The sequence below is a fragment of the Mucilaginibacter sp. UYP27 genome (genome assembly GCF_040547175.1).
Classification (GTDB): Bacteria; Bacteroidota; Bacteroidia; order Sphingobacteriales; family Sphingobacteriaceae; genus Mucilaginibacter.
This window is the reverse complement of the sequence record NZ_JBEPPE010000003.1, coordinates 88,365-112,743: the sequence shown is the minus strand read 5'-3', so window position 1 is coordinate 112,743 and position 24,379 is coordinate 88,365. Positions and strand designations below refer to the sequence as shown.

Sequence of the window (24,379 nt, the reverse complement as noted above, 5' to 3'; positions counted from 1 at the left end):
ACAAAAGAAAACATTAAAATGCAACGTTTTGATACGTACAACCGTCTTAAATGCGTTATTCGCTTATATTTTTTACCCTAACAACCTTTATGAAGCTAAACTTACCTTATACTTCAAATAAAGCCCCGACAAAAGCGTAGATACCAATAAAAACACTAACCTTACTATTGAGCGTTACCGCACCAACAATGCCGATGCTTTTTGGAAAGTTGGTAAGTAAAACAAGCTGTTCATTTTAAACATTTAAAGGATAATAGCGTTTATTGGTTAATTTAGCCCCTGAATGATACCTATTATTTCAAAATTACCCCAAACAGGAACCAACATATTTACCACCATGTCGGCACTGGCTGCCGAATATGGCGCGATAAATTTATCGCAGGGTTTCCCGGATTATGATTGCTCACCCAAACTGGTTGAGCTTGTGCACAAGGCAATGCAAAACGGCCATAACCAATATGCCCCAATGGCGGGTGTTATGGCGCTGCGCGAGCAAATTGCTATCAAGACAGAAAAGCTTTACGGCGCGCAATATAACCCTGAAAGTGAAATAACCATTACCGCGGGCGGCACACAAGCTGTGTTCACAGCCATCAGCGCGGTTATACACCCAAACGATGAGGTGATCATGTTTGAGCCTGCTTACGATTGCTACGCCCCTGCTATTAAACTGATGGGCGGTGTGGTAAAATCTCTTGAGCTTGAACCACCAGACTACCGCATTGCGTGGGATATGGTGAAGAGGCTTATCAACAATAAAACAAAAATGATCATCCTTAATTCGCCGCATAACCCCACCGCTACTATTTTGAGCCGTGAGGATATAGACGAGTTAAGCGCCCTGGTAAAAAACCAGGATATATTGATACTGAGCGACGAAGTTTATGAACACCTTGTATTTGACGGGCAGGAACACCACAGCATGGCCCGCTACCCCGAATTGCAGCAGCGAAGCATGATAGTGGCATCGTTCGGTAAAACCTTCCACGCCACGGGTTGGAAAATGGGTTATTGCCTCGCTCCTGCTTATCTAATGGCCGAGTTCAGGAAAATACACCAGTTTTTGGTGTTTAGCGTAAATACGCCGTTACAATACGCCATTGCCGAATATTTAAAGGACGAAAACACCTACCTTAACCTGCCGGATTTTTTCCAGCAAAAGCGCGATCATTTCCGTATAGGATTAGAAAATAGCAGGTTTGAATTGTTGCCATGTTCGGGTTCATACTTTCAGTCGGTTACGTACAATGCCATTACCGATGAGAAAGATACCGATTTTGCTATACGTTTAACCAAAGAGATCGGGGTGGCGGCGATCCCTGTTTCGGCGTTTTATAGGAAAGGGACAGACCGGCACGTACTAAGATTTTGTTTTGCCAAAAGGCAAGAAACGCTTAATAAAGCCGTTGATAGATTAATTAAGGTTTAATCTTACAGCAATATTTACATATTAATTATTTGCCGGTACCTATAAAAAGCAATGCATATATGGATAATCTGAAAATTACGGTATACCAGGGGTATTTATTTTGGGAAAACACAGATAAGAACCTGCAAAATATTTCGTTGCGATTATCCGGAATACGCGAAAAAACCAACCTCATCATCCTGCCCGAGATGTTTAACACAGGTTTCACCATGAATGCGGAAGCACTTGGCGAAACAATGGACGGTAAAACCATGCAATGGATGCAAAAAACCGCGCAAAAGTACGAAGCGGTGGTTACAGGTAGCATTATAATAAAAGAGGACGGCAAGTTTTACAACCGCCTGCTTTGGGTACGCCCCGATGGCAGCCACGAACATTACGACAAACGTCACCTTTTCGCTTTGGGTAAAGAACATACCGTTTACACGCCCGGCGTTAAAAAACTAATAGTTGAACTTAACGGCTGGAAAATCTGCCCTGCTATCTGCTACGACCTGCGTTTCCCGGTTTGGTTGCGCAATGTAGATGAGGATTACGACATGCTGATGATAGTAGCCAACTGGCCCGAGAAACGCGCCCTGCACTGGCGTACGCTTATCCCAGCACGTGCGGTAGAGAATCAGGCATATGTTATAGGTGTTAACCGTGTTGGCCACGATGGTAACGAAGTTTACCACTCCGGCGACTCCACCTGTATCGACCCTAATGGTAACGTGGTTTATTACAAACGCGATGAAGAAGATGTTTATACTTTCTCTATCATTGGCGACGAAGTTAATAAAGCCCGCCGTGCTTTGCCTTTCCTAAAGGATGCGGACAGGTTTAAGATAGAGGATTAATTTGACTTTACTTTACTGTGCGTTTTGTCATACCTGAACGATAGTGAAAGATCTATTGTACTTTACGCATGCCGACGATTAGATTCTTCGTACCTCCGCATGACAAAATAATAAAGACCTTTTATTTCTATACTAATCTTGCTATTTTGCGGTAAGCTAAAAACCGTTTTGTAGATGAGATTGATCGTTCGTGGTGTTTTAATTGTATTGTCCTTGTTTGCCGTGTTTACTGCATCGGCCCAAAAGAAAAAAAAGGACCTTACCCAATTTGTTGATCCGTTTATAGGTACGGGTGGCCACGGGCATACTTATCCCGGCGCGGTGGCCCCTTTTGGTATGGTACAGTTAAGTCCGGATACACGTTTAGAGGGTTGGGATGGCGTTTCGGGCTATCATTATACTGATACAGTTGTTTACGGATTTTCGCTTACCCACCTGAGCGGTACCGGCATCGCCGATCTTTGCGATGTGCTTTTTATGCCAACCACCGGCCAACCTCAACTAAAAAATACAGACTACCGTTCGGGTTTTCAAAAGAAGAACGAAACAGCATCCCCCGGCCTTTACACTACACTACTTGACAAATACAACATTGGTGTACAACTTACTGCCACCACGCGTGCAGGCTTGCACAAATACGATTACAAGGACGCCAAACAAGGCAATATTATCATCGACTTGCAACACCGGGATGAAGTGCTCGATAGCTGGATAGAGGTTGTTAATGACCATGAGATCCGCGGGTTTCGCCGTTCAAAATCATGGGCTACAGATCAGCACTTATTCTTCTACGCTAAGTTCTCTAAGCCCTTTAAAACATATGGTATAGCACTAAACGACGAACTACAGCAAGGGCAAAAGAAGGTGCATGGGAAAAATGTGAAGATGTACATCCAATTTGATGACCCGGGTGTGGTGCTGTCAAAAGTGGGAATCTCATCGGTAAGTGCCGATGGCGCAGTGAAAAACCTGGATGCAGAAATGCCGGATTTTGATTTTAAAAAGGTTGTTAAGGCGGCAAAACTTGCGTGGAATGAAGAGTTATCAAAGATTCAGGTGGAGGGCGGCGCTCCTGCCCTTTCGCAGCAGCAGGAGGCCAACTCAGTTTATAACCCTTACGGTTATAATTCGCCTGCCGCGCGCGGTAAAGGAAATAGAAAGGCGGAGGTTCTTGATTATGCAAAGCAAAAACAAGTAATGTTTTACTCGGCATTGTACCATTGCTTTGTAGCACCAAGTATTTATAACGATGTTGACGGGCAGTACCGCGGTATAGACCAAAAAATCCACACCGCCAATGGGTTTAACTACTACACGGCATTTTCTCTTTGGGATACCTATCGCGCCGAAAACCCATTACTGAACATCATCGACCGTAAACGCACGCTTGATTTTATAAAAACTTTCCTTGCCGTTTATGAGCAAGGTGGTTTGTTACCAATATGGCCATTGGCTACTACCGAAACCTACTGTATGGTTGGCAACCATTCCATCCCGGTCATTGTAGATGCCTACGCTAAGGGTATCCGGGGCTTTGATGCCGAGGAAGCCTTCACCGCCATGAAGGCTGCCGTTAACCGCAACCAGTTCGGGTTAGATAATTATCGCGCTACCGGGGCTGTAAATGCCGATGTGGAGCATGAGTCGGTAGCAAAAACGTTGGATTATGCCATTGATGATTGGTGTATAGCGCAGATGGCTAAAATGTTGAATAAGCCACAGGAATATGCCGAATATATTAAACGCGCGCAATACTGGAAGAACGTCCATAATAACCAAAACGGCTTTATGCAGGCGCGGGATAACGGCGGTTGGTACACCCCTTTCGAACCTACCGAGATCAATAATAACTATACCGAGGGCAATGCCTGGCAGTATAGCTTCTTTGTGCCGCAGGATGTTGAAGGACTGGCAAAAAGTCTTGGGGGCAAGCAGGCGCTTGAGACCAAACTTGATGAATTGTTTAGCACAAACGCCAAACTTAGCGGCCGCCAGCAGGATGATGTTACCGGGCTAATAGGCCAATACGCGCACGGCAACGAGCCGAGCCACCACATCGCGTATTTGTACAACTTCACCAACTCGCCCGATAAAACGCAATATTATGTGAACAAGATCTTGCGTGAGCAGTACAGTGCCAATCCCGATGGTTTATCAGGTAATGAAGATTGCGGGCAGATGTCGGCATGGTATATCATGAGTTCGCTTGGGTTATATAACATTGCGCCGGGGCAGCAGCAGTACCAAATAACCGCACCGCAATTCGCAAAGATCATTATTAACCTGGAGAATGGTAAAAAGTTCACCATCAGCAACCCGGGTGCAACCGTTGGCCGCGGTAATTTTTATGTGCAGGGTATGAACCTTGATAGAAAGCCATATAACAAACTATTCTTGAATTATGAGGACGTGGCAAAAGGCGGTGATTTTGAAGTTTTTACAGGTTCATTAGCTAACAAATTGTTTATGCAGGAACTGGAAAGGCCAACCTCTGCTATCAACGATGAATTGATAGTGCCCAACCCATACGTTACATCGGGCACTAAAACGTTTAAAAATGCTATAACGGCAGAGATAGGTTGTGCCGATAACGCCGCCAAAATTTACTACACGCTTGATGGCAGTACGCCTACCGTTACATCTACGCAATACAGCAAACCCATTAACATATTGGTGAATACCACTGTAAAAGCAATAGCTATACGGAATGGTAAAAGCAGTTTTGTCGATGTTGCTTCCTTCACCAAAATACGCGGTGATATCAAACTTACACTTACCAACAAATACCTGTCAAATTACTCGGCACAGGGCGATGAAACGCTGATAAACGGCATCCACGGCACAGCCAACTGGCGATTGGGCAATTGGCAGGGCTATCAGGGCAAAGATTTGGAAGCCATAATCGACTTAGGCCAGGTAAAGCCTGTTAAACAGGTTAGCATAGGCGCTTTGCAAGATACCCGTTCATGGATAGTTTTTCCGAGTAAAGTGGAATACTGGTTATCTGAGGATGGCAAAAATTACAAACTGGCCGCCACCGTAAACAGTAAAATTGAGGTAAAAGAACTTGAACCACAAACCCAGCAATATACCGGGCCGATAAATAAAAAAACGAGGTATATTAAAGTGATAGCTAAACAGTTTGGCGCATTGCCCGAATGGCACGAGAGCAAAGGCAGTCCGTCGTACATCTTTGCCGATGAAATAACAGTGGAATAATTGATGTAACAAACTGTTTGATAGGTAGTCAAATATCAAAACGCTTTAAATATAAACCTCACCGACATGAACTGGAAATTTTTATCACGCAAAAAGAAAGACGAGAGCAAACCGAAAAAAAGTGCGGCACGTGAGTGGCTCGATGCTATATTGTTCGCGCTGATAGCTTCTACCATCATTCGCGGTTTGCTATTTTCAGCGTATGCTATTCCTTCAGCATCTATGGAAGGCAGCCTGCTAACCGGCGATTATTTGTTTGTGAGTAAAATGGCTTATGGCGCAAGGATGCCTATTACCCCGATATCAATTCCGTTTTTAGAATCTACCGTTACAGGCGCTAAAATTAAAACCTATTGGGACGGTTTACAATTGCCGTACTATCGCCTGCCGGGTTTAGGTGAGGTTCAAAAAGGTGACCCGGTTGTGTTTAATTATCCTGCCGAAGGCCCAGACCGCCCGGTTGATATGCGCACCCACTTTATAAAGCGCTGTGTTGGCACCCCCGGCGATGTTATAGAAATTAAAGATTCACAGGTTTACGCCAATGGCAAAGTAGTTAAAAATGCTTCAAAGGCACAGGCATCCTACATGGTAACTACCACAGGTGCCGATCTTAATCCAGAAATGATAAGCAACCTTAAGATAGATGTGAGGTACCAATATGCGCCTAACAGCTACGAGATGATCATCCCTCCTGCCAGTTTAAGCGAGTTTAAAGGTTACTCTAATATTGTAAATGTAAAAGAAGTTATTGAAGCCAAAGGCGAATACAGTCCGCAGATTTTCCCGCATAACGAAAAATTTAAATGGAACGAAGATAATTTTGGTCCGTTACTGATCCCAAAACGCGGTACTACCATTCAGCTTAACGATTCTACCTTGGCCCTTTACGGCCGCGCTATAGAGGTTCACGAACTTAATAAAGTAAGCCGCGATGGAGCCGCCGTTGTCATCAATGGTAAAAAGGCCGCTACCTATACTTTTAAAATGAATTATTACTGGATGATGGGCGATAACCGTCATAATTCGGAAGATTCGCGCTTTTGGGGCTTTGTACCGGAAGACCATATTGTAGGTAAAGCCATGATAACCTGGATGAGTATCGACAGCACACAAAGCGCATTGAACCAGGTACGTTGGAACAGGGTTCTAAGGGCGATAAATTAACTCAATATTGCACGCAACCGAACACTTTGTGTAATAAAACCGCCCGGCTTAGTTCAATACTGACGCTTTAATTTATTGCATATCAGTTATTTATGACAATGGCATTTGCTTTGTAGCAGGTTATGCCAATTGCAGTGTTATGAGTAAAAACGGTAAGTTTATTATCAGGCGCACACTTTCGCAGGAGCGCTTTGAAATTCTTTGGAAAAAGCGCGGGAACGGCGAGGCTACCCTACGCGACCTAACCGAAATGGACGAGATCATTAACCGTGACGCAGGTGTGAGACAGTTTGTGCTGGAGGAAATGGAAGGTGAAGATAACCTGGATAACAATTCTGGTTACCAAGATCTGATGAAGCAACCTGCGAAAATCCACCAAAGTTTCGTTGATAAAATAAAGGCATTTTTTAATAATCTGTTCAACAATTACTCGGTAGCGCACTTGCAACCTGTCTCCCGTTGATATTCGACTGGTTGTAACTTTTTCATTTCATTCCCCTGCAAAGCGTTAAATTTAAGATATTAGGGCTGGTTACACCATTCCGCTTTATGAAAATAATTTTACTGCCCGCGTTTTTGCTCTTCAGTTTATGTGTTAGCGCACAAAAGGTATCCAAAAAACCGCTCGATCAGACCGTTTACGATGGTTGGCAGAGTATAACCAACGAGCGAATTAGCAACGATGGTAAATGGATAGTTTACGTGGTAAAGCCACAAGAGGGCGATGCCAATCTTTCGGTGTTAGATGTTAAAGGGAAAAATAAATTAACCATTCCACGTGCAGATACGGTACGCTTTACACCCGATTCTAAATACGCCGTGTTCCTGATCAGGCCGTTTTATAAGGATATTCGCCAGGCTAAAATCGAAAAGAAAAAGCAATCAGAGTTCCCCAGGGATACATTAGGCATCCTTACCATCGGTAAAAATATCGTTAAGAAAATACCTTCGATACGAACTTTTAAAATAGCAGATAAAGCAGCAGTTGTCGCTTATCTTTCTACCGCTGATACATTAAAAAAGCCCGAGGCATCAGACACTTCAAAAAAAGCTATTGCCACTACCATTGCACCACCAATTAAAGACGGGGCAGAACTTACTATTCAGCAAATGACTAACGGCAAAACCCGCAGCTTTAATTATGTGAGCGATTACCAACTTACTAAAAATGGCAAATGGCTTGCATTTTCGGTTACAGCACCAAAGAAGAACAAAACAGTTAAGTCGGGATTATTTGTGTACGATGTAGAGCACGATTCGCTTAAAACAGTAAGCACCGGGCGCGGCAATTATAAAAACATAACCTTTGATGATGCCGGCAAGCAATTGGCTTTTACCGCCGAAAAGAACCCGGAGAAGGCTACGGTAAAACCATTTAAGTTGTATTATTATTACACCGCATTTAAAGATAGCGCTATGGTAATTGCCGGCCCCGGTTCTGAAGGTATGCCTATAAAATGGGCTGTTAGCGGAGATGGCAAGGTGTCGTTCAGTAAAAGCGGGAATAACCTCTTTTTTGGTACTGCCCCTATCCCAAAACCAGCCGACACCACCTTGGTTGATTTTGAAAACGCCCGTGTAGATATCTGGAATTATAAAGACGATTACCTTCAACCGCAACAATTGAAAAACCTGCAGCGCGAACTCAAACGCAGCTACCAGGCAGTTATTCGCCCGGCGGATGGTATGAAGAAATTGATTCAATTAGGTGACCCGGGCATCGCCGAGACCTTGATATCAGTTAATAACGACGCCCCATTTGTATTAGGTTTAACCGATACCGGTGCGCGCGTACAAGCCCAATGGGAAGGCGGCTCGCAACAGGCGGCATATCTTATTAATACCAAAACCGGTGAACGGCTGCGCATAAACGACCGTATTAAAGGCCGTTACAGCATTTCGCCAAACGGCAGCTATGTGCTTTGGTTCGACTCGAAAGATCAAAACTGGCATACTTATAACATCGCTACCGGTAAAAAAATAAACATTACCCAACGGCTTGGGGTGAAATTTGGTGTGGAAGATAATGACGTACCAGATGATCCGTCGGCATACGGCGTGGCAGACTGGGAGGAAAACGACAGGCGTGTGCTGATCTATGACCGTTACGATATTTGGGCTATAGACCCTGCAACAGGCCATGCTACCAATTTTACCAATGGCATGGGCCGCAGGTATAAACTGGATTTCCGTTACAACAATACCGATCCCGAGGAGAAATTCATTCCATCTAAAAAATCGTTATGGATGATCGTACAAAACGATGAGAACAAACAATGGGGCTATTATAAAAAGGAGTTGGCCAGCGATTATGCCCCTAAAAAGGTGGTAATGGCGCAAATGGGCTTCAGCGGACTGCAAAAAGCAAAATATGCAAACGAGTTTATTTTTACTAAATACAACTACACGCAATCGCCAGATCTGTATGTATCAACAGATCTGGTAAAGGAAACAAAGCTAAGCGCTATCAACCCGCAGCAAGCCGAATATAACTGGGGCACTGCCGAATTAATTAAATGGACAACGCCCAAAGGTTACAAATCTAAAGGCATCTTGTATAAACCCGAAAACTTTGACCCAACTAAGAAGTACCCAATGATTGCTTATTTTTATGAAAAGCTATCTGATGGATTGTATAATTACGTGCCCCCTTCCCCTACGCCATCTCGCCTGCCAATCTCTTGGTTTGTAAGTAACGGTTATTTGGTATTCGCGCCGGATATTAGTTATGAAACCGGCCACCCCGGTGCCTCGGCTGTGGAGTACGTAAATTCGGGTGTGGAAGCGTTAAAGAAAAATTCTTGGGTTGATGGGCAACATATTGGCATCCAGGGCCAAAGCTGGGGCGGCTACCAGGTAGCATACCTAATTACACAAACTAATATGTACGCGGCTGCCTGGGCGGGTGCCCCAGTTGTAAATATGACATCGGCTTACGGTGGTATTCGTTGGGAAAGCGGTATTAACCGTCAATCTCAATATGAGAAAACGCAAAGCCGTATCGGTGCAAGCCTTTGGGATAAACCAAATTTATACATCGAGAACTCTCCTCTGTTTCAATTACCTAAAGTAAAAACCCCGGTAGTTATCATGAGCAATGATGCTGATGGCGCCGTGCCATGGTACCAGGGCATAGAGATGTTTACGGCCCTGCGCAGATTGGGTAAACCAGTTTGGTTGTTACAGTATAACGACGAAGCCCACAATCTTGTAAAACGCCAAAACCGTAAAGACATTAGCATCCGCGAAGCACAATTTTTTGACCATTTCTTGAAAGGCGGCCCAATGCCGGTATGGCTTGATAAAGGAGTGCCTGCTGTTGATAAGGGAAAAGACTGGGGATTTGGTTTCGGTGGTGAGCAGTGAACAGTTAAGTGGTGGATGGTTGAATTGTCAGATAAACACAACGCAACCATTCACCCTTCTCTATTCACCTTACTTTAAATAATAATGCTTAATACAATTCAACCTATCATCCAGCTCGTAAACCCAGGGTGTTGCGGTGGGGATATCCAGTTTTGTTACTTCCTCGTCGCTTAGGTTTTCGATGTATTGGATGAGGGCGCGCAGGCTGTTACCGTGTGCGCAGATGATTACTTTTTTATTTTCGCGAATGGCGGGAACGATGCTTTCATGCCAAAAAGGCAAGGCCCTGTCCATGGTCTCGCTCAGGTTCTCTGTTAGCGGGAGCTCACGGTAAGTAAGATCGTTATATCTTAAATAATGCCCGGGGAAGCGTTCGTCCAGCTCTGTTATGGCGGGCGGTTTTTCATGCGGATCGCGGCGCCATTTTTGCACCTGATCTTCGCCGTATTTCGCTATTGTTTCGTCTTTATTTAGTCCCTGTAACGCCCCATAAAATCGTTCGTTCAATCGCCAGGATTTATGCACCGGAATCCACAACGCATCCATTTGCTCCAACACAAAGTGCATGGTTTTGATGCTACGTTTTAAAACAGAAGTAAATCCCATGTCAAAGGTGTAGCCATGTTTGGCAAGCAACTGCCCTGCACGGATGGCTTGGTTGAAACCTTCGTCAGAAAGATCGACATCGGCCCAGCCGGTAAAGCGGTTCTCCTGGTTCCAAACGCTCTCGCCGTGGCGTATCAACACTAATTTTTGCATAACTGATAGTTTAACACGCAATCGCCATTTGAGTTTAAAAAACTATTGCTAATTCGATTTATAAGATTTAGATTGCATTTTATAAACCAAATTTAGACTTTATTATGATACCTCCCACTCCTACACCTATGGTTGTAAAGGATGGCATTGCCAACCCTGCACCGCTTGGCCTTTGCGCTTTCGGCATGACAACCGTTTTACTGAACGTTCACAATGCCGGCTTTTTTGAGCTTAATGCCATGATACTTGCTATGGGTATCTTTTACGGCGGGCTGGCGCAAGTTATTGCCGGTATTATCGAAGCAAAAAAGAATAACACATTCGGCTTAACAGCCTTTACCTCCTACGGTTTCTTTTGGCTATCGCTGGTAGGTTTAATTGTAATGCCTAAACTGGGCTGGGCACCTAAAGCATCAGAAGGTGCTATGTGTGCTTACCTGGGTATGTGGGGTTTCTTCACGTTTTGCCTTTTTTTTGGTACGCTAAAATTGAACCGCGCCCTACAATTTGTATTCGGCTCGTTAACTATATTGTTTGGCTTATTAGTTTGGGGCGATGCTACTGGTAACGAAAGTATTAAACACCTTGCAGGTTACGAAGGTATCATCTGCGGGTTATCGGCCGTTTATACAGGTATTGCGGGCGTTTTGAACGAAGTTTACGGCCGGGAAGTAATGCCTATTGGAACGGTGAAGTAACCTGCCCCCGGCCCATGATCCAAAGGGGAAGGCATAAAATTAACGTATATTATAAAGTCTTCACCTTTGGCGAGGCTCTCAATTATTTCTGCTAAATTGCGCAGGTGAAAGATCTAAAAAAATATTATTTGTTATTGGCTACGCCAGAAGAGGTGTACACGGCACTTACAAACCCGCTAACCCTGGAGTTGTGGACGGGCGAAAAAGCAGAAATGAGTACGGAGCCCGATTCTGAATTCTCACTATGGGAAGGCAGTATCGTAGGTAAGAATATCGAATTTGAAGAGAATAAAAAGATTATACAGCAATGGTATTTCGACGGGCAAAGTGAAGAATCTATCGTAACTATCAAGATTCACCCCGATAAGCACGGTTCTTCTATCGAACTTAGGCATACCAATATCCCCGAGGATGATTTTAACGATATTGCCGAGGGTTGGGATGATAGCTATTTTGGTAACCTTGCCGATTTCTTTGCCTTAGGATAGTAAGACAGAGCCGAGACAATAATAATCAGCAAGAATCAAGACAGAATAAGAAAATACCTATACAAAGAAAGAGCCGCCCCAATTTTGGAGCGGCTCTTCTTATTTTAAGAAATTTTAATTCCTGACTCTTAAGGTCGTGAATCTATCCCTTAGTATAAAGTAAACTCTACACGACGGTTTTGCTGACGGCCTGCTGCTGTTTTGTTAGTAGCAATTGGCTGGCTTTCACCGTAACCGGTAGCCTCAACACGTGATGCGTTAGCACCTTTGCTTACAAGGTAAGTTTTGATAGACTCTGCACGGTCTTTAGATAACCTTAAGTTTAAGGCATCAGAACCGGTGTTGTCTGTGTGGCCTGCTAATTTTAAGCTGAAGTTTTTCTCAGTTAGCAACTTAGCAACACGGTCTAAACTTGGGAATGATTTTTCGCGGATAGTTGCTTTACCCAAATCAAATTCAAGATTGTTGATCGCATCTTTAACAACACGTTTGTCTTCTTCAGTGATGTAAACAACCGGTTTAGCCAATGGGCAACCAGAACCATCTACCTTAGTACCTGCCGGTGTGTTAGGGCATTTATCGTTAATGTCTAATACACCGTCACCATCGCTATCAACAGTTAACTTAGCTAAGTTAGCGTTAGTAGTGTTCAGGTCGTTACGTAACTGGTCGTTTTTAGCTTTTTCTGCATCAATTTGAGCCTGTAATAAAGCTTTTGTTTGTGCATTCTGCCATACATACTCGGTACGCATTGAGTTTACCGGGTTGTAAGTTGACATATTAGGAGTTTTTGAACTACCTAACAAAAATTCTAAACCAGCGTGGGCATATGAGAACCTGTCGTTAGTGTTACCTGCATTATAACCATCAAAGTTGTCAGATTGTACAAAGTTAACCTGGTAACCTAAATCTAAATTTACGTTGCTACCTAAGTTTATTTTGAAACCTAAACCAACTGGGATGAAAAATTCTTTTATTGAATTTTCACCTGCGCCGTTGGTGTAAGCAGTTGTGTTACCTGTTGCATCAGTAGTGGTTGTCTTGTAACCCATGTAACCTGCACCAGCTGTTAAATACGGTTGAATAGATGATTTTGCATGAAACCAGCTAATGTTTCCAAGCGTGATGTTTGTGCTTAATGCACCAGACCAGCTTAGTTTTGTGTTAAAGCTGGTAGGATCAGTAACACCACCTACCTGGCCCCTTTGACCACTAACTTCACCACGAAGGAAATCAGCTTGTAAGCCAAACGTTGGTGTAAATTGTTTCTTAATGTAACCGCCGTAACCAAGTTCTGATTGTGGCTGGCGGAAATCCTGACGGCCATTAGCGCCGAAAATTGTGAAGGGGGTTAATAAACCACCATGGATACCAATAGACCATGTTTTAACCGGGCCGCCTGAAAAAGGCTTTACATAGTTTGTTGTATTAACCGAATCGGTTTGTGCGAATAGAGTGCTACCTGCCAACAATCCGGTAAGTAGTAAGGATGCTTTTTTTAAATTTGTTTTCATGTTATTTCAATTTTGGGGTGTCCGTTAAAATGGATGAACGAACATATCCCACATACCAACATTGATGCCAGTAAGCATTTTTAGTTTTATTAACTATAGTTTATAACAGCATTAATTTTTAATAAACAGCAAGTAAAATCTTAATTTATAGCAAATTATACTAAAATACTGACCTATTAAATAATATGGTCAAAATGATTGTCGACAAAGGTTGCATGAAATAACCGGGTGACCCCAAAAAGATACAATACCGCCTTATTAAGCCATTACCGCTATGGTATTAAATACAGTTTTGGCAAGGCTGGTATTACCTTTGATAGTGGAAAGGCCCATTGCAATTTGCGGGCTGATGGCTTTTGTAAATAACTTCCAGGCGGTGTCGGGCGATAAAATAACTTCTGATGTTATGTTGGTTAATAAAGCCTCTTTAGATAATTGCCATCCGTAAGATGTTTTTTGCAGGTACCAATTGCCGCCAACATCACCACTTATGGTGATTTCTATCATTGTTCCTGCATCAGCCTTGATATCACGGTAGGTAAATGGCAGGGCATACATAAAGGTATCCATACAGGGTAAAAACAATTCCTTTGTAATAATGCCCGGCCTGCCAACTGCATCGCGTATCTGTTGCTGGTGGTGCCATTTCTCCGTGTACTCGCGCGCTATATGGAACCAGTTTAACGATGTTTCCTCTCCTGCCCAGAGAACTGAAAACTTTGCCTGCTCAAACGGTTTTAAACTTTTTAGATATTCCGTGTATAGTTTGCCGGTATCTTCCAGTTGTTGCGTAAGCATTTGTGGGCTCATCCTTTTCATGGCATTAACCCAGGAAGCGTTAAGCTGGTTCAGAAATTCTACCAGGTCCTGGTAATTATTTATTGGCTTGGCTGGCGGCGGCGCTTCGTGCCCATTTAAAATAGCAATGCCGCGCACGTTGCCATCAAGCAGGTGCGCGGCAATATCTTTAACTATCCACAAGCGCGCAATGGTAGATTTGTGCCATTCTTCGGAACTTAAGGACGCAAGCAATTCTATCAGCATCTTATCCAGTATGGGAAATAAGTGCAGTGTCGGTATAGGTATCGCAGGTTCCATTACAGCGGTTACCCGGCAGGATGGATAATTACCTTCCATTGAATGTCAGCAGCGGCTTTATAGAGCGTCGCGGCTACAGAGCAATATTTGTTAAGCGATAATTCTACCGCTTTATTGGCTTTATCTTCGTCAACATTGCCATAAATATGAAACTCGAGCGTGATATTCTGCCATAGCGAAGGCTCCTTACCTGCTTCGCGTTCCCCTGCAATCACCATTTTATAGTCGGTAACGTCCTGGCGTTGTTTTTTTAAGATAGCAATAACATCAATGGCCGAGCATCCGCCCAAACCCATTAAAAGCATTTGCATTGGGCGCACACCAAAGTTTTGGCCGCCGCTTTCGGTGCTGCTGTCCATACGTACGGTGTGCCCGTATTCGTCGGTGGCTTCAAAGCCATATTCGCCGCTAACGCGGGATAAGTTTATAGTAGGCATAAGCAGTGTAATAATTATGCTAAGTTAGGTTTTTGGCCGCATAATAAAATACCAAAATGCTATATTCACGTTAAATACCCAAAGTACTACTACTATATGAAAAAGCTACTGTTCTCCGTTATTTTCTTTTGCTTCGCAACGGCAGGTTTCGCGCAAACCAACCTGATCTCTTATGATGATCTAAGCTATCTGTTACATAACAACATCAACAAGGCCGATACCTTTTTTATGGCAAAGGGTTACACGCTCACCAAAAAAGACGAGAAAAAGAACACCCGCAAATACGACCTTAAGATCCCCGGCGGCACTTATGTTACCAACAGCATCCGTGTTGATGGCAGGCGCATGTATATCGAAATGGAAACCAACGAATTGGGGCAATATAATATGATCTATAACTCGGTATCGCAATACATTAATAAAGAAAGCAGTACGCCCGATGTACAAACGATTGTAGTTAAAGATCTTGGCACTATCTATATTATGGTTAACGATGCAGTACCCTACAACCCCATCCGCCGCGAGTATACGTTTAGGATAGTGGCCGATAAATGGATCACTGCTTATAATTAACGCGATGGTTTAAGTGGTGTTGCAATTTAAAGGCTGTTTCTTTTATCGCGAAGCAAATATTTGATTTTAAAACAGGCCTGATCGTGGTAAATTATTGAAAAAAAATTAACTTCATGGCCTCAAACATTCTCTATGGCCTTAAACTACATCTGGATCGCCTTTTTCCTTATCGCTTTTGTAATAGCGTTTTGTAAACTGGTGTTTTTGGGTGATACAGAAGCGTTTAAACTTCTGGTTGATGGTATGTTTGATAGCTCCAAAGCGTCGGTGATGGATATTGCCCTGCCTCTTGCCGGTAATATGGTGTTGTGGTTAGGCATCCTTAATATTGGCGAAAAAGCCGGTGCCATGAATTTCCTGGCCCGTATTGTCGGCCCCTTTCTGAGCCGCTTATTTCCCGAAGTACCTAAAAAGCACCCTGCGACAGGGCAAATGATGATGAACTTTTCGGCCAATCTATTGGGTTTGGATAACGCCGCTACCCCGCTCGGGCTAAAAGCAATGGGTAGCTTGCAGGAACTCAATCCTAATAAAGAAACCGCCTCAAACGCGCAGATCATGTTTTTGGTGCTGCATACATCGGGCCTGCAATTGCTGCCGGTAACCATTATAGCACAGCGCTTTATACTTCATGCCAAAGATCCTGCTGATGTTTTAATTCCTTGTATCATAGCTACTTATGTGGCCACTATTGTGGGGATGGTAGCGGTTGCCATTAAACAAAAAATAAACCTGTTCGATAAAGTTATCCTCAGCTGGCTTGGCGGGATGACGGCCTTTATACTTGCGCTGGTTTGGTACTTCACGCAGTACCTGGATAAAGAGCAAATCACCACAGTGTCGAAAGTGTCAAGCAATCTTCTTATCTATTTAATACCTACTATATTTATTTTAGGGGCACTTTATAAAAAAGTAAACGTGTTCGAAAGTTTTATTGATGGTGCTAAAGGTGGTTTTGAGGTATCTGTAAAGATAATCCCCTACCTGGTTGCAATGTTAGTTGCTATCAGCGTTTTTCGCAACAGCGGCGCTTTAGAGTACGTTAACAGCGGCGTACGCTGGGCGGTTACCCAGGCCCACTTGGATACCCGCTTTGTAGATGCGATGCCGGTTGCTTACATGAAACCTTTAAGTGGCTCGGGATCTAAAGCGATGATGATAAACGTAATGCAAACTTACGGGCCTGATAGTTTTGCGGGCCGTTTGGGTTCTGTATTCAACGGCTCGGCCGATACCACGTTCTACATTGTAGCCCTATATTTTGGTTCGGTAGGTATTAAAAGGTCACGCTATGCTATCCCGGCAGGTTTGCTGGCCGATTTTGCAGGCGTGGTAGCAGCCATCTTGATCTCGTATTTGTTTTTTGGCTAAACAATAGCCGGAAGCCCCCTTTCCGGTTTAATTATAATCGATTCTGTTGTAACACAGCAAATTTAATTACGTACAAAGGTGCAGTAAACTTCAGTTTACAAGCATAAAGTATTCACGCGTTTGACGTTTTAGTTATCGACGTGATCTGTATGAATTGATTTTGAATAGTGTGATGTGTGTAATTTTTACTAAACGTTTATTTCTTGTTTTAATATCCCTGTTTGCAATAGCAACTGCTTCGGCACAAACTATTACCGTGGGTGCAATAGATCCGGGGCCGTACGGAGGGGGATCATCTATTGGTGTACCTATAAATGTGAACAATGGCGGAGGCTGTTTTTCCACAAATAACGTTTACCGATTATATCTTTCTGATGCTTCGGGCAGTTTTGCATCACAAATACAAATTGGTTTAACTAACGGTTTTTATGCGACATTTGTAAACGGCATCATACCTGGAGGTACACCTGCTGGTACAGGTTATAAAGTCAGGGTTATATCTACATCGCCGGTTGGTATAGTTGGCACGTCTTCCGCATTTACAATTAACGGCAGTGCAGGAGTTTTAGCGGGTATTGCTTCGCAATCCATTAGTTCGGGCAACCCTGATGTTTTTGGCTCATGCTCGGGTTCCAGCAGTTCGCCTTATACCTTTTCAAGTACTTCTACGTCGGGCGCCACCGCAACCGCCAGTTTCTTTAACGAAATAACACAGGCTACAGAAGGCACCCCACGCACTGTGCCGGGTAGCTTCACCGCAAATGCGGCAAACTATACAATTACCGTAACGGCTGCAAAAGGCGGCGTAATTGGTACTAAATGTTACACGCTTATAAATAATGATATATACCGTTCTATAGGTAATGCCGACAATGCTACACCCTGCGCAAATGGCAGCCCGGCGGTATTCCCGTTAGTTATCGATGACGGGCAGGGCAATGGTTTTAAATATAACTACCCCGGCCTCACCTATAAGGTTACTTGGGGCGATGGCACCTCAACTACTTACCGTTATTGCGACATTATTGCCAATGGCAATGCTATCAGCCATGTTTTCACCAAGGCATCATGCGGTAACAATGTGGGCGCTTTAAAAAACGTGTTCAGGGTAGAGCTTACATCTTTTAATGATTATTGTGGCAGCACCTCTGTATTGCCAGGTGTAGCATACATAAGGGTTGTTACGCCTGCCAATACCGATTTTACACACCCCATAGCCGCTTGCCTGGGTAGTCAGGTTACCTTTAATCCCAACATTTCCGACCCAGGCCAGGACCCTAACAACAACACATCCGACTGTAAGAACCTCGACGCGCTTTATACCTGGTTTATTAATGGCGTACAAATTATAGCAAATCAACCCCTAACCAAAACTTTTAAGTATACTTTTAATGCTGTTGGCACTTATAAGGTAAAATTAAAGCTACAAAATGGTGTTGGTGGATGCGGAGTGCTTGAAAAGGAATATGACATATGTATTCAGGAAGCACCCGAACCTAAGTACACCGTACCGGTAAATTCGGGTTGTTTGCCATTAAGCCTCACCCCTAATAACACATCCATAGTTCATGCCGACTGTAACCCTACTAATAGTTTTAAATGGACGGTGAACGGACCTGCACCTGTTAAATACAATAGCGGTACTAATGCGACAAGTGTAACCCCGCAGTTTTTATTTGACCAGCCCGGGGTTTATACGGTAAAACTGGAAGTAAAAACAGAAAGCTGCGGTACTGTATCCGCGCCTAATATCGAGACAATCGTTGTTGACGGCCCGCCCGTAGCGCAGCTATCAGCAAATAAAAACATTTGTGGTATTAACCAAACCTATACGTTTAATGGCGATCCCGGCCCTACTCAATCTATAGTTAGCGGCAGCTCTCAACCCGGCCCCGGCGATTATACCTGGACGGTGACCGGCGGCGCCTTCCAGTTTACCGGCGGTACATCGGCAAGTTCGAGATATCCTCAAATACTATTTAAAGATGCGGCGGCTTATACCATAAGTGTCAGTTCAAAAAGTGCCTGCGGTTCTCCTGCTACAGATTCGCAGGTGTTAACATTTCAATCAGCACCGGTAATTGACGCGGGTACAAGCCCGCCTGTATGTATTGGTAACCCTGTGGCGTTGCAAGGCATAATTACCAACGGCACGGTAAATAGTGTACAATGGAGCGGCGGAGCTGGTGCATTTAGTAACCGTAACAGCCTTACAAGTACTTATACCCCTACAGCAGCAGAATACGCCGCCGGGACAGTAACGCTTACACTGACGGGTTTGACCAGCCTTAGCGCGCCTTGTAATGAGATACCCGATAATATCACGATAAGTTTCCAGCCCGATAATTCTATCACCAGCACTAATAAGTTTTACACATGCTCAGGTGCGGCGCTGGGCTATAACATTACTTCATTGCTTGCGGCAAGCACCTTTAATTGGACGGTTGACGCTGCGAACACATCCACAACCATAAGTGGCTATGCGGCATCAGGCAGCGGGAACGTTATTAATGATGTTTTAGTAAACAGTGATATAAACAACAGTGCGGTAGTTACTTATAATATCACCGCCACAAATGGTTCATGTACAACAAATATCTTTGTACTTACTGTAAGCGTAGGGCCAAAAACACCGGTTGCAAATTTTACCCATGACCTGCCCGGTAGCGCAGGGTGCGGTAATACTTTGGTACAATTTACCGATACATCTGCACCTATGAGCGGCAGTACATTTAAATGGGAGTTTGAAAAAAACGGCACTATTACATCCTCAACATTAGCAAATCCGTCTAATCTCTTCCGGCCAAATAATGACGGAAGCGATGCTGTATACAATGTTAAACTAACTATAACCAGCCCTTGCGGTATTGCAACATCAAGCATACAAACCATTACTATAAGGCCTTTGTTGCCGGTGGCGCATATTATTCCGCCAACGGTCACAGCTTGTACTCCTGTAACCTTAAGCGTGAAAAACGATTCGCCGGGCACCAACATAGATTATACTTATTATTTTTATAAGTATAATAACGCCGATAAAACGGATAGCACCCTGGTGTTTAACCCTATCATAACTACGAGTAAAGATCCCGTAAATATTGGCCCGATATCAGACCCGGGTAACTATACTTTGTTTATGAGGATAAAAGGATATTGCAACTCTATCGGCGAAACGGTGCATATCCCAATAAAAATAGACGCGGCTTCTTTCGATTCACAAATATTTGCAACAGGGCCTTTAGAAGGATGCCAGGGTGCATTCGCGGCGCAAATATTCAATAATTCAACACCCGGAAATACGTATACCTATTTTATAACAAATTCTAACGGTAATTTTAATGATACAAAGTCGGCCGGCTTAGGTGCCTTTAGCTATACTTTCCCGGCACCAGGTATCTATTATGTTACCCTTAGCACGCAAAATACATGTGATAATAAAATATCTAATGTTCTGCAATTTATTGTACACAATAACCCAAGGCCGGATTTTATCGCCGATTTTACCTCAGCCTGCAGGGAACTTGTCGTAACCTTTACCAATAAAACGCTTGATGATCCTACCACCCAAGCATCATCTATGAGTTATATCTGGGATTTTGGTGACGGCAGCCCTACGGTTTCAGGTTTTTCCCCGCCACCGCATAAATATGCAGCTCGTAATACGCCTTACACCGTTACGCTTACTGCCACTATACCTGCAACAAGTTGTACAGCCCAAAAAATCCATACGGATTATATAAATATCACGGAGCCCCCAGGTACTAACTTCGAAGTAAAGCCGGGATTGATAACAAATCTTCCAAATTATCACTTTGAATTTATTGACCGTACTATCGGCAGCCCTAAAACCTTTGTATGGAATTTTGGTGATGGCAGTGGTTTACAATCGCAAAACGCCAGCCATACTTATGCAGATACCGGCAAATATGTGGTAACGCTTAAAGCCACTGATATTAATGGCTGCGATAGCACATTTAGTCAGCAAGTACAAATAACCGGCATACCGGGCTTCCTTTACTTACCAAACGCGTTCCAACCGAGTGGCCCTACAGTAGATCTGCAAAAGTTTACAGCCAAAGGATCGGGCGTTGCTAAATGGCAACTTCAAATATTTAACAATTGGGGCCAGTTAATATGGCAAACAACGGCCTTAGGTGCCAATGGCGAGCCTACAGAAGGTTGGGATGGCACATTTAAAGGCGCACCCTTGCAGCAAGGCGTTTACATATGGCAGGCTTCGGCCACATTTATTAATGGCACCGAGTGGAAGGGAATGTCATACAACGGATCGCTACCTAAACGTAGCGGCTATATACATTTATTAAGATAAAGGAGAATGAAGGGACCGATAAAATATTACCTTTTACTTTTAACCATGGCTTTGGCAGGGTGCTTTAATGCGTCGGCACAAGATCATATGTATTCGCAGTTTTTTAACTCGCCTATTTACCTTAACCCGGCTTTAAATGGCCAGTTTCAAGGCGATTTGCGCATGAACCTCATCTATCGTAATCAATATACATCGATCCCTGGCGGCCTTTCTTACTTGTCGGCCTCTATTGATTATAAAGTGCCCGAGTTTGGCGGTGGTTTAGGTTTGATATTTACCCGTAGCAGCGAAGGATCCGCCTATTTAAATAAAAACAACATTGCCGGTATTTATTCTTATAGCGTAGGGTCTGAGGATTTTGTGCTGTCTTTTGGTTTGCAAGCGGGTGTAACTAATCGTTCGGTTGATTTTAGCAAACTTGCCTTTGGCGACCAGATAGACCCCCGTTTAGGTTACGACCCAAGCGTAATAACCGGCGCAGCAAAACCCGATTTTAATAATAAGTTCTTTTTTGACGCCGGTGCCGGTATAAACCTTACGCTTAAAAACTTTAACATAGGTGGCGCCGCACAACACATTAACCGCCCTAACGAATCGTTTACCGGTACGCCATCAAAGCTACCCATGCGGGGTACTTTACATGCCAGCTTCAGATATAACCTCACCCGTGACGATAACCTTGATGACGAGGATAAATCGTATATCATCCCATCGGTAGTGTTTTATAAACAGGCGCAGGCACAATCTATCAGCGCGGGTATGCAATACAAACGCCGCAGTATAAATGTAGGTGCATGGTATCGTAGCGGCGGTGCAGGCGGGCCAAGTGCGTTTGTGGTTTCGTTGATCTTTGATCTGTTTATTAATAAAGAAGGCGGCGAGAAGTTGCGTTTCGGCGTAAGCCATGACGTACCAGCAGGAGGCTTAAATTATAGCAATACAAGTGGCACAACCGAGGGAAGCATCGGGTACGAAACTACCCTGCCGTCCCGCTCAGACGGTGAACGTAAATTTTATGGTGCAAGCCGTTGTTACGATTTCTATTAAATCAACAATTTCATACTTTATAGTTAGCTCATAAAAGGCTCATCACTATTGCCGATGCCTGCCCTATTCATAAAATACTGGCGGGGAATATTGCGATCAAGACAGTTTGAACCGAGCCTAACGCAGGCCTTTAACAAAAATATCTATCAGTAACAGGCGTTTGTTGTGGATCTCATCCAGTTGTTCGCGTTGAGGGAAGTTTAATTTTTTCTGCGGAACAGCACCGCCTACCTTAATACCATGTAATGCATCTAAAAATACCTCTACCACCTCTACTGGGTTTGATACCGGAGTTATATTGCCTTTTTCTGTTTCGGTTTGTATCGCGTTAGCTAATAACGTGATCTCGGCGTTACGGATATGATTCACCGTTTCCCATATAGTATCGGGCAGGTTTTGTTCGTTCAGGCGGAAATAATCGAAAAAGTTATAATTGTTGATGATGAAATCGTGGTGGGTATTCACCTGAAAAAGAAAAGCATCGCGCAGGTCATCAAAATGGCCAACCTTATTTTCCAGTTGTTTAAGATAATCGGAAGCCAACTTGCGCATAACGGCCATATACAGTTCGCTCTTATCCGGGAAGTAATAGTATAACAATGCTTTCGACATCGAAAGATCGCCTGCTATCTCATTCATAGTGGTTTTAGAATAACCGTAATGAAGAAACCGCTGGTGCGATGCTTCTAATATTTTTTCGCGTTTAATATCTTGCTGGTCGTTAGCTGCGCTCATTTTATTTAAAGTTGTCTTCCTGACTTTTTTAACAAAACTATCAAATTACCAGCCAAGATATCAAACCTTAAGAGAAAGATGAATTTCACATGAAATTGTTACAGTTGTTTTGCCAGCGCGGTTCCGGCACTTATTACGATAATATCTTCTAAAGCACCAATTGCGGCATCGGGTATCCTTGTGCGTTTGCCGAGGCTCAAGCGTAAAAACATACAACCAAATGCTGAACCGATTGCTGCCGCCCCTCCTATCAATCCACCTATAATTGGTAGTTTGTGATTTGCCTTAAAAACGGTTGCACCACATAGCGCGCCTGAAACAAAACGACCTATTAAACCACCCGCCGCTGTACGTTTTGGCGCAAATGGCAATTTATCACCAACCAACTCCCCTGCTCCTAAAACCTTAAAAACTTTTGAAGTGGCCATGTTCTGCATAAATGCTAATGGCGTATTTTTTATATTTTTTGAAGGATGCCTGCTGTATGCATGACTAACCACTACGGCTGCCGAAAATGTACGCATGCCTGCAATTGCACCCAGTGCCGCTGCCTGGCTAACGGCTTCTATTGTTTTACGATCCATATGTTAATGTATTGTATGCTTCAGTTGTGCAATAACCATTCCTAAATATTAACCAACATGTAGTTGTAGGTTCAGTTACAAAATGTAAATCAATAAGTAAAATAGGTTGTTGTCTCTTAACAAAACTAAACTAACTATGAAACTACACGAAGATAATCCAACTGGCACAATAGGTGCTGCCATTGGCAAAGGCTTAATAGCCGGCGTTGTTGCAACTGCCGCTATGACATTATCGCAAATGATCGAAATGAAAATAACCAAACGCGAACCCAGCGACGCCACACTTAAAGTTGCTGAAGATATAGCCGGGTTTAAGCCTGCAAGCAAGGAGGACAAGCAACTACTATCGCAAGAGATCCACTGGAGTTATGGTACTGCCTGGGGCGTAGCACGTGGCTTAATTGGGCTTACAGGCTTGAAAGGTTTCTCAGCTTCACTGGTACATTTTGGAGCGGTTTGGGGCACGGCTTTGGTTATGCTGCCTAAGCATGATGCTTCTAAACCAATAAACCAGCAGAAACCTCAGGAAATTGCCATTGATATTTTGCACCATGGCATTTATGCTATAACAGCAGGCCTGGTTTATGACGCACTTGATGCCGGAAGCAGGCGTGAAAGAAAAGTACGTAAGATTTTGGCGTCCTTAAAAGGCATAAAGCAGCGTTTTAAATAACAAACATCTGCAATAAAAAAGAGCCGCACAATTGTACTATGCGGCTCTTTGT

19 protein-coding genes are annotated in these 24,379 nt (G+C 43.6%); 13 read left to right on the top strand and 6 right to left on the bottom strand.

Annotated elements, in window-relative coordinates; translation table 11 throughout:
- Positions 1–283 precede the first annotated feature (283 nt).
- The 6 genes from ABIB39_RS12115 (at position 284) to ABIB39_RS12090 (ending at position 10,020) form a co-directional block, all read left to right on the top strand.
- Positions 284–1,429, top strand: a complete 1,146-nt coding sequence (locus tag ABIB39_RS12115; protein ID WP_354430314.1) for a methionine aminotransferase — start codon at positions 284–286, stop codon at positions 1,427–1,429.
- A 59-nt stretch (positions 1,430–1,488) separates the two neighbouring features.
- A complete protein-coding gene (locus ABIB39_RS12110; RefSeq protein WP_354430312.1) occupies positions 1,489–2,268 on the top strand; it encodes an amidohydrolase in 780 nt (259 codons plus the stop codon).
- 174 nt (positions 2,269–2,442) lie between these two features.
- The gene (locus ABIB39_RS12105) at positions 2,443–5,487 is read left to right on the top strand and encodes a GH92 family glycosyl hydrolase (protein ID WP_354430310.1); all 3,045 of its coding nucleotides are present in this window, start codon (positions 2,443–2,445) and stop codon (positions 5,485–5,487) included.
- 66 nt (positions 5,488–5,553) lie between these two features.
- Entirely contained in the window at positions 5,554–6,654 is a 1,101-nt protein-coding gene (gene lepB / locus ABIB39_RS12100) for a signal peptidase I (RefSeq protein ID WP_354430308.1), read from the top strand.
- Positions 6,655–6,793: 139 nt separating this feature from the next.
- Entirely contained in the window at positions 6,794–7,117 is a 324-nt protein-coding gene (locus ABIB39_RS12095; protein ID WP_354430306.1) for a hypothetical protein, read from the top strand.
- An 86-nt stretch (positions 7,118–7,203) separates the two neighbouring features.
- Positions 7,204–10,020 (top strand): S9 family peptidase, encoded by a 2,817-nt coding sequence (locus tag ABIB39_RS12090; RefSeq protein ID WP_354430304.1) that lies wholly within the window; start codon positions 7,204–7,206, stop codon positions 10,018–10,020.
- Between the two features lie 69 nt (positions 10,021–10,089).
- Here the strand turns inward: ABIB39_RS12090 and gpmA are convergent, their stop codons facing one another.
- Positions 10,090–10,779: a 2,3-diphosphoglycerate-dependent phosphoglycerate mutase gene (gene gpmA / locus ABIB39_RS12085; protein ID WP_354430302.1), complete on the bottom strand. Its 690-nt coding sequence runs from the start codon at positions 10,777–10,779 to the stop codon at positions 10,090–10,092.
- 104 nt (positions 10,780–10,883) lie between these two features.
- On the opposite strand from gpmA, the gene ABIB39_RS12080 reads away from it, so the two are divergent.
- Both ABIB39_RS12080 and ABIB39_RS12075 read left to right on the top strand, forming a co-directional pair.
- Positions 10,884–11,477, top strand: coding sequence for an acetate uptake transporter (locus tag ABIB39_RS12080; RefSeq protein WP_354430300.1), 594 nt, complete (start codon positions 10,884–10,886; stop codon positions 11,475–11,477).
- 104 nt (positions 11,478–11,581) lie between these two features.
- Positions 11,582–11,965, top strand: coding sequence for an SRPBCC domain-containing protein (locus ABIB39_RS12075; RefSeq protein WP_354430298.1), 384 nt, complete (start codon positions 11,582–11,584; stop codon positions 11,963–11,965).
- Positions 11,966–12,114: 149 nt separating this feature from the next.
- Here the strand turns inward: ABIB39_RS12075 and ABIB39_RS12070 are convergent, their stop codons facing one another.
- From ABIB39_RS12070 to ABIB39_RS12060, 3 genes are all read right to left on the bottom strand, one after another.
- Complete coding sequence (locus ABIB39_RS12070) at positions 12,115–13,479, bottom strand: OmpA family protein (RefSeq protein ID WP_354430296.1); 1,365 nt, start codon at positions 13,477–13,479, stop codon at positions 12,115–12,117.
- 258 nt (positions 13,480–13,737) lie between these two features.
- A complete protein-coding gene (locus tag ABIB39_RS12065) occupies positions 13,738–14,577 on the bottom strand; it encodes a maleylpyruvate isomerase N-terminal domain-containing protein (protein WP_354430294.1) in 840 nt (279 codons plus the stop codon).
- A gap of 8 nt (positions 14,578–14,585) precedes the next feature.
- Positions 14,586–15,014 (bottom strand): OsmC family protein, encoded by a 429-nt coding sequence (locus tag ABIB39_RS12060; RefSeq protein WP_354430292.1) that lies wholly within the window; start codon positions 15,012–15,014, stop codon positions 14,586–14,588.
- Positions 15,015–15,110: 96 nt separating this feature from the next.
- On the opposite strand from ABIB39_RS12060, the gene ABIB39_RS12055 reads away from it, so the two are divergent.
- The 4 genes from ABIB39_RS12055 to ABIB39_RS12040 all read left to right on the top strand — a co-directional run bounded on the left by ABIB39_RS12055 (position 15,111) and on the right by ABIB39_RS12040 (position 22,335).
- Positions 15,111–15,587 carry a hypothetical protein gene (locus ABIB39_RS12055; protein WP_354430290.1) on the top strand — a complete coding sequence of 159 codons (477 nt, stop codon included), beginning with the start codon at positions 15,111–15,113 and terminating at the stop codon, positions 15,585–15,587.
- 132 nt (positions 15,588–15,719) lie between these two features.
- On the top strand, positions 15,720–16,958 hold the full coding sequence (locus ABIB39_RS12050) for a spore maturation protein (protein ID WP_354430288.1): 1,239 nt from the start codon (positions 15,720–15,722) through the stop codon (positions 16,956–16,958).
- A 256-nt stretch (positions 16,959–17,214) separates the two neighbouring features.
- A complete protein-coding gene (locus tag ABIB39_RS12045) occupies positions 17,215–21,288 on the top strand; it encodes a PKD domain-containing protein (RefSeq protein ID WP_354430286.1) in 4,074 nt (1,357 codons plus the stop codon).
- 6 nt (positions 21,289–21,294) lie between these two features.
- Complete coding sequence (locus ABIB39_RS12040) at positions 21,295–22,335, top strand: PorP/SprF family type IX secretion system membrane protein (protein WP_354430284.1); 1,041 nt, start codon at positions 21,295–21,297, stop codon at positions 22,333–22,335.
- 117 nt (positions 22,336–22,452) lie between these two features.
- Here the strand turns inward: ABIB39_RS12040 and ABIB39_RS12035 are convergent, their stop codons facing one another.
- Both ABIB39_RS12035 and ABIB39_RS12030 read right to left on the bottom strand, forming a co-directional pair.
- Positions 22,453–23,070 (bottom strand): TetR/AcrR family transcriptional regulator, encoded by a 618-nt coding sequence (locus tag ABIB39_RS12035; protein WP_354430282.1) that lies wholly within the window; start codon positions 23,068–23,070, stop codon positions 22,453–22,455.
- Between the two features lie 98 nt (positions 23,071–23,168).
- Positions 23,169–23,654, bottom strand: a complete 486-nt coding sequence (locus ABIB39_RS12030; RefSeq protein WP_354430280.1) for a DUF4126 family protein — start codon at positions 23,652–23,654, stop codon at positions 23,169–23,171.
- A 136-nt stretch (positions 23,655–23,790) separates the two neighbouring features.
- Here ABIB39_RS12030 and ABIB39_RS12025 point away from each other — a divergent pair, with 136 nt between their 5' ends.
- Positions 23,791–24,327 (top strand): hypothetical protein, encoded by a 537-nt coding sequence (locus ABIB39_RS12025; RefSeq protein WP_354430278.1) that lies wholly within the window; start codon positions 23,791–23,793, stop codon positions 24,325–24,327.
- Positions 24,328–24,379: the final 52 nt, after the last annotated feature.